This is a genomic window from Piscinibacter sp. (assembly GCF_050175855.1).
Taxonomy (GTDB): domain Bacteria; phylum Pseudomonadota; class Gammaproteobacteria; order Burkholderiales; family Burkholderiaceae_C; genus Piscinibacter.
On record NZ_JBFXIO010000292.1, the window covers coordinates 1 to 6,792 of the forward strand.

Annotated in this window: 8 protein-coding genes and 1 pseudogene; 8 read left to right on the forward strand and 1 reads right to left on the reverse strand. The window is 71.5% G+C overall.

Features of this window, described 5'->3' with window-relative positions; translation table 11 throughout:
- From AB7U92_RS19135 to AB7U92_RS19170, 8 genes and pseudogenes are all read left to right on the forward strand, one after another.
- Positions 1-804 (forward strand): annotated as a pseudogene (locus AB7U92_RS19135) (DNA repair protein RadA); the annotation flags it as partial.
- Between the two features lie 10 nt (positions 805-814).
- A complete protein-coding gene (locus tag AB7U92_RS19140; protein ID WP_428580600.1) occupies positions 815-1,618 on the forward strand; it encodes a metallophosphoesterase family protein in 804 nt (267 codons plus the stop codon).
- A gap of 34 nt (positions 1,619-1,652) precedes the next feature.
- Positions 1,653-2,228 carry a DUF3617 domain-containing protein gene (locus AB7U92_RS19145; protein ID WP_428580603.1) on the forward strand — a complete coding sequence of 192 codons (576 nt, stop codon included), beginning with the start codon at positions 1,653-1,655 and terminating at the stop codon, positions 2,226-2,228.
- A gap of 8 nt (positions 2,229-2,236) precedes the next feature.
- Entirely contained in the window at positions 2,237-2,614 is a 378-nt protein-coding gene (locus tag AB7U92_RS19150; RefSeq protein ID WP_428580606.1) for a hypothetical protein, read from the forward strand.
- Between the two features lie 33 nt (positions 2,615-2,647).
- Entirely contained in the window at positions 2,648-3,571 is a 924-nt protein-coding gene (locus tag AB7U92_RS19155) for a branched-chain amino acid transaminase (RefSeq protein ID WP_428580608.1), read from the forward strand.
- A 5-nt stretch (positions 3,572-3,576) separates the two neighbouring features.
- Positions 3,577-3,783 (forward strand): zinc-finger domain-containing protein, encoded by a 207-nt coding sequence (locus AB7U92_RS19160; protein ID WP_428580620.1) that lies wholly within the window; start codon positions 3,577-3,579, stop codon positions 3,781-3,783.
- Between the two features lie 13 nt (positions 3,784-3,796).
- Positions 3,797-4,801, forward strand: a complete 1,005-nt coding sequence (waaF, locus tag AB7U92_RS19165; protein ID WP_428580611.1) for a lipopolysaccharide heptosyltransferase II — start codon at positions 3,797-3,799, stop codon at positions 4,799-4,801.
- On the forward strand, positions 4,798-6,315 hold the full coding sequence (locus AB7U92_RS19170) for a PAS domain-containing sensor histidine kinase (protein ID WP_428580614.1): 1,518 nt from the start codon (positions 4,798-4,800) through the stop codon (positions 6,313-6,315). The genes waaF and AB7U92_RS19170 overlap by 4 nt, the downstream gene beginning before the upstream one ends.
- A gap of 272 nt (positions 6,316-6,587) precedes the next feature.
- Here the strand turns inward: AB7U92_RS19170 and AB7U92_RS19175 are convergent.
- The coding region (locus AB7U92_RS19175) for an anti-sigma factor domain-containing protein (RefSeq protein ID WP_428580617.1) at positions 6,588-6,792 on the reverse strand (205 nt) is incomplete at its 5' end.

A 6,792-nucleotide genomic window follows, 5' to 3' on the forward strand; every position in this document is an offset into this window, starting at 1 on the left:
TCGGTGGCGCAGGTGCGCGAGTGCGCGGCGCACCTCACGCGCACCGCCAAGGCCAGCGGCACCACGGTGATCCTGGTCGGCCACGTCACCAAGGACGGCCAGCTCGCCGGGCCGCGCGTGCTGGAGCACATCGTCGACACGGTGCTGTACTTCGAGGGCGACACGCACTCCAGCTTCCGCCTCGTGCGGGCGATCAAGAACCGCTTCGGCGCGGTCAACGAGATCGGCGTGTTCGCGATGACCGAGCGAGGCCTCAAGGGCGTGGCCAACCCGAGCGCGATCTTCCTGTCCACCCATGGCGAGCCGGTGCCCGGCTCCTGCGTGCTGGTCACGCTGGAGGGCACGCGGCCGCTGCTGGTGGAGATCCAGGCGCTGGTCGATGCCGGCGGGCCGAGCCCGCGGCGGTTGTCGGTCGGCCTGGAGCGCGACCGGCTGGCGATGATGCTGGCGGTGCTGCACCGCCATGCCGGCATCGCCGCCTTCGACCAGGACGTGTTCGTCAACGCGGTCGGCGGCGTGCGCATCAGCGAGCCGGCGGCCGACCTGGCGGTGATGCTGGCCATCCAGGGATCGCTGCGCGCGAAGCCGCTGCCGCGCGGCTTCTTCGCCTTCGGCGAGGTCGGCCTGGCCGGCGAGGTGCGACCCGCCCCGCGCGGGCAGGAGCGCCTGAAGGAGGCCGCCAAGCTCGGTTTCTCGGTGGCGGTCGTACCCAAGGCCAATGTGCCGAAGAAGGCGATCGAGGGCCTCACCATCCATGCGGTCGAGCGCATCGAGGAAGCCATCGACCTCGTGCGCAGCCTGTGAGGGCCGGGCCATGAGCATCGCGGTGATCTCCGACGTGCACGGCAACCTGCCGGCGCTCGAGGCCGTGCTGGCCGACATCGCCGCCAGCGGCGCCGAGCTGACGCTCAACCTCGGCGACATCCTCAGTGGCCCGCTGTGGCCGGCCGAGACGGCGCAGCGGCTGATGGCGCTGGACCTTCCGACCATCCGCGGCAACCACGAGCGCCAGCTGCTCACGCTGCCGCGCGAGCGCATGGGGGCGTCGGACGCTTTCGCCGCCGAGGCGATCACGGCCTCGCAGCGCGATTGGCTGGCTTCGCTGCCGGCGACGATGGAGCCTGCCGACGGCGTGTACTGCTGCCATGGCACGCCGGACAGCGACCTGCGCTACTTCCTCGAAACCGTGACACCCGAGGGCTGGCGCGGCCCGGCTGAGCCGGGCCTGCGCGCCGCAACGCCGGCCGAGGTGGCAGAGCGCGCCGGCGGCGTGCGCCATGGCCTGATCCTGTGCGGCCACACCCATGTGCCGCGCGCCCTGCGCCTGCACGACGGCCGGCTGGTCGTCAACCCCGGCAGCGTCGGCCTGCAGGCCTACGACGACGGCCACCCGCGGCCGCACGTGGTCGAGAACGGCACGCCGCATGCGCGCTATGCGCTGCTCACGCGGCGGGGCGCCGAGTGGCAGATCGAGCTGCGCGCCATCGCCTACGACTGGGAATCGGCGGCCCGCCGCGCCGAGGCTCAGGGCCGTGGCGACTGGGCCGATGCGCTGCGCCAAGGGCGCGTCGGTCGCTGGGAGCGTGACGCGCAGGCCTCGCCGCCGCAGCCCGGCTGATATCCTGCGCCGCTCCAAAACCAGGGAGCCCGCCATGATCGTCCGCCGCCCTCTCTTCTTCACGATCGCACTGTGTGCCTGCAGCTCGCCGGCGCTGGCCCAGCTCAGCCCCAAGCCCGAGCTGGGGCTGTGGGAGACGCGCACCAAGATCACCGTCAACGGCCGCGACATGCTCGCCGACATGCGCGCCGCCCAGGAGGCGATGATGAAATCGCTGTCGCCGGCCGAGCGCGCGCAGATGGCCGAGGCGATGAAGGCGCAGGGCGCCGGCGCGCCCGCCGAGACCGACCAGATGTGCATCGACGCGAAGAGCCTGGCGGACTGGTCCGATTCCAAGGCCCGGCTGCGCGAGATGGAGCAGGACATGCCGGGCTGCAAGTTCGAGCAGATGAGCATGAGCGGCTCGACCCTGCAGTTCAAGGGCCGCTGCGCCGATCCGCAGGGCTTCACCGGCGACATGCTGGGCACGATGACGATGAAGGGTCCGCGCGCCTGGACCTCGGTGTACACCGGCAAGGGTCAGTCCGAGGGGCGGCCGATGGACATGCGCGTGGAGAGCAGCAGCCGCTGGCTGGCGGCGAGCTGCGGCGCCGTCAAGCCGGAGCGCTGAACGCGACGATGAATCCCTGGATCGGCTGGGCGCTGGCCGCCCTGTTCGTCGCCCTCGCCTGGCAGCAGTACGGGTGGCAGGGCGTGCTGTTCGCGTTCACCGTGGTGGTCTTCTGGCTGCTGCTTCAGTTCAGCCGCACGCTGCGGGTGATGCGCGGTACGGCGCAGCGGCCGGTGGGCCATGTCGACAGCGCGGTGATGCTGCATGCGAAGCTGAAACCGGGCCTGACCATGCTGCAGGTGGTGGCGCTGACGCGCAGCCTCGGCCGCAGGCTCGGCGAAGGTGACGACGACTGGGCCTGGACCGACGACGGCGGCAGCACCGTGAGGCTGCACTTCGTCAACGGCAAGCTCGCCGGCTTCGAGCTCGACCGACCCGCGCCGTAAAATCGCCGGTTCGGGCAAAACAGGAGAGCCGCCATGTCGATGGCCGATCGCGACGGAAAGATCTGGATGGATGGCCAGCTGGTGGAGTGGCGTGACGCCAAGATCCACGTGCTGAGCCACACGCTGCACTACGGCTGCGGCGCCTTCGAGGGCGTGCGGGCCTACAACACGGCCGGCGGCACCGCGATCTTCCGCCTGCGCGAGCACACCGAGCGGCTGTTCAACAGCGCCAAGATCCTGCGCATGAAGATCCCCTTCACCGTCGAGCAGGTGATGGACGCGCAGCGCGAGGTGGTGCGCTCCAACAAGCTGGAGAGCTGCTACATCCGCCCGCTGACCTGGATCGGCTCGGAGAAGCTCGGCGTCAGCCCCAAAGGCAACACCATCCACCTGATGGTGGCCGCCTGGGCCTGGGGCGCCTACCTCGGCGAGGAGGGTCTCAAGCGCGGCATCCGCGTCAAGACCAGCAGCTACACGCGCCACCACGTCAACATCACGATGACGCAGGCCAAGGCGGTGAGCAACTACACCAACTCCATCCTCGCCAACATGGAAGCCACCGACGAGGGCTACGACGAGGCGCTGTTGCTCGACTCGGCCGGCTTCGTCTCCGAAGGCGCGGGCGAGAACCTGTTCGTCATCAAGAAGGGCGTGGTCTACACGCCCGACCTCTCCGCCGGCGCGCTCAACGGCATCACCCGCGACACCATCTTCGCGATCTGCCAGGACCTCGGCCTGAAGCTGGTCGAGAAGCGCATCACCCGCGACGAGGTCTACATCTGCGACGAGGCCTTCTTCACCGGCACCGCCGCCGAGGTCACGCCGATCCGCGAACTCGACCGCATCGAGATCGGCCGCGGCTCGCGCGGGCCGATCACCGAGAAGATCCAGAGCGCGTTCTTCGACATCGTCAACGGACGCAACCCCAAGTACGCCGAGTGGCTGACGAAGGTCTGAACATCATGAGCAGCGAAGCCAAGGCCGTGGTCGAGGTGACCGCGAAGGATCTGCAGGGCGAGGGCGTGGTCTTCTGCCCCAACCCGAAGATGACGCTGTGGAGCGGCCACCCGCGCGTGTTCATCGACGTGGCCACCACCGGCGAGGGCAAGTGCCCCTACTGCGGCACGGTCTACCGGCTGAAGGCCGGCGAGAAGCTGCACGCGCACTGACGTTGCTGGCTTCATGAACCGCTCGCTGGTCATCGCGCCGCAGTGGATCGGCGACGCGGTGATGAGCGAGCCGCTGCTGGCGCTCCTCGCGGCACGTGGCGAAGAGCTCTGCGTGGCCGCCCTGCCCTGGGTGGCGCCGGTCTACCGCGCGATGCCGCAGGTGCGCGAGGTGATCGAGCTGCCCTTCGCCCACGGCCGGCTCGACTGGGCGGCGCGGCGGCGCATCGCCGCCACGCTGCGCGGCCGTTTCGACGCCGCGTACGTGCTGCCGAACTCCATCAAGGCGGCGCTGATCCCCTGGTTCGCCGGCATTCCGAAGCGCATCGGCTACCGCGGCGAGGGCCGCTGGGGCCTGCTCAACCGGCAACTGCCCAACCCCGCCGGCCGCCCGCCGATGGTGGCCTTCTACGCCGCCCTGGCCGGCGAACCGCTGCGCGGCGACGAGCGGCCGAGGCTGGCCTTCGACAGCGCCGTCATCGGTGGCTCGGCGCGCCGTGCGAGTGTCGAGCCGGGCGGCTACTGGGCCCTCGCGCCCGGCGCCGAGTACGGCCCGGCCAAGTGCTGGCCGGCCGGCCACTACGCCGAGCTCGCCCGCCGCCTGCACGAGCGCGACGGCCTGCCGGTGCTGCTGCTCGGCTCGGGCAAGGAGGCGGCGCTGGCGCGCGAGATCGCCGAGGCCGCGCCGGGCGCCTGCCGCGTGATGGCCGGCGAGACCTCGCTGCTCGACGCGATGGCGCTGATCGCCGGCGCGCGCGGCCTGGTCAGCAACGATTCCGGGCTGATGCACGTGGCGGCGGCCTTCGGGCTGCCGCAGGTGGCGGTATTCGGCTCGACGAGCCCCGAGCACACGCCGCCGCTGAACCCGCGGGCGCGGGTGCTGTGGCTGAAGGACGAGCTGAAGCTCGACTGCATGCCCTGCTTCGAGCGGCAGTGCCGCTTCGGCCACTACCGCTGCCTGAGCGAAGTGGCGCCGCAGCGCGTCGAGGCGGCGCTGCGCGAGGCGCTGGCCGACCGATGAAGTCGCGCGGCCGCATCACCGAAGCGCTGATGCGCGAGGCGCTGCTCGGCGCCGGCACCTCGGTGTGGGAGTGGGACGTGCGCAACGACCGCCTGTCGAGCACCGACGCCAGCGCGGCGCTGCTGGGCTATGCACCGGGCGAGATCGCCGACTCGCAGATCGCCTGGAACGCGCTGATCCACCCCGACGACCTCGACGCCAACCACGCGGCCTACCTGCGCCATGCACGCGGCGAGACACCGATCTACGAGCATGAGTACCGCGCACGCTGCAAGGACGGCTCGTGGCGCTGGCTGGCCGAGCGCGGGCGGGTGATCGAGCGTGCCGCCGACGGCGAGCCGCTGCGCGCGGTCGGCACCCTGTCCGACATCACCCAGCGGCGCCAGGCGCAGGGCGCCGCGCTGGAACTGGCCGAACGGCTGGGCAAGCTGGCGCGCCACGTGCCGGGCCTGCTCTATCAGTACCGCAGCACCGCCAGCGATCCGCTGCGCGGCAGCTTCCCGTACATCAGCGACAGCGTCATCGACATGCTTGGCCTGCCGCCGGCCGAGCTGACGCGCGACGCGACCGCGGTATTCCGGCTGATCCACCGCGATGACCTCGAGCGAGTGCGGCAGGGCGTGCTCGAGGCGGCGCGAATGCTGCGACCCTGGCGCTGCGAGTTCCGCCTGGTCCACCGCGATGCCGCGCCGCGATGGGTGAACGTGCTGGCCACGCCGCAGCGCGAGCCCGAGGGCACGCTGCTGTGGCACGGCTACATCCAGGACGTGAGTGACCTGCACGAGCTGCAGCGGGCGCGCGCCGACGCGGCAGCGGCACAGGCGGCCAATCGCGCCAAGACCGAATTTCTCTCGCGCATGAGCCACGAACTGCGCACGCCGCTGAACGCGGTGCTCGGCTTCGCTCAGCTGCTCGAGATCGACGAGCGCGAGACGCTGAGCGAGCAGCAGCGCCGCCGCGTGGCGCTGATCCGCGAGGCCGGGGCCCACCTGCTGGAGATGATCAGCGAGCTGCTCGACCTGACGCGCATCGAGTCGGGCCAGATGGCCGTGGCCTTGGTGCCCATGGCGCCGTGGCCGCTGATCGCCGAGTGCGTGGAACTGGTGCGTCCGCAGGCCGACGCGGCGGGCGTGTCGCTGCTGCCGGTGGCCGGCCAGGCTGGCGGCCCGGTGATGGCGGACGCCACGCGGCTGCGCCAGGTGCTGCTCAACCTGCTGGGCAATGCGATCAAGTACAACCGGCGCGGCGGCAGCGTCGAGGTGACGCTGGCGGCGGCTGCGGGTGAGGTGCGCATCGACGTGATCGACAGCGGCGTCGGCATTGCGCCCGAGGATCTGGGCACCCTGTTCCAGCCCTTCCAGCGCGGCGCGCAGGCGCGCGGCCCGATCGAGGGTGTCGGCATCGGCCTGGCGGTGACACGGGCCCTGGTCGAGCTGATGGGCGGCCACATCACCGTGCGCAGTGCGCCGGGTGCCGGCTCGACCTTCAGCGTGACGTTGCGCAGCGCCGGCTGAGGCGCTAGGGCCTGTTCACACTACGGGAAGGCTCACGCCGGGGTGGCCCAAGGTGCTGGGCAAGGCGCGGCGCGCCGCCCAGGCAGGCCGCCTGGACCAGCGGCGCAACGTCGCCCAGCACCTTGGGGTACCCCGGCCCGCAGGGTGATCTCGGCAAACAGGCGCCCGCCGCGTTGCACCTCTTGCCCAGGCAGCCAGCCTGGGCTGCGCCGTGCGCCTTGCGGGCGCCCGTTTGCCGAGTCACGCGAGCCTCCCCGTAGTGCGAACGGGCCCTAGAGGTTGCCCACGGCCAGCACCGGCCCGGTGGGTGCGCCGGTCGGCGAACCGCCCGGCGGCTCCAGGCTGACGGCGAGGTGGTCGGTACCGGTCGGCAGCTGCGCGCGGCGCACCACCGTGGCGCCCTGGGCGGAGATCAGCCCGAGCGAGCGCGGCGGGTTCTTGCCCGCAGCGGCCCAGAGCTCGAGCACGCGGTCCTGG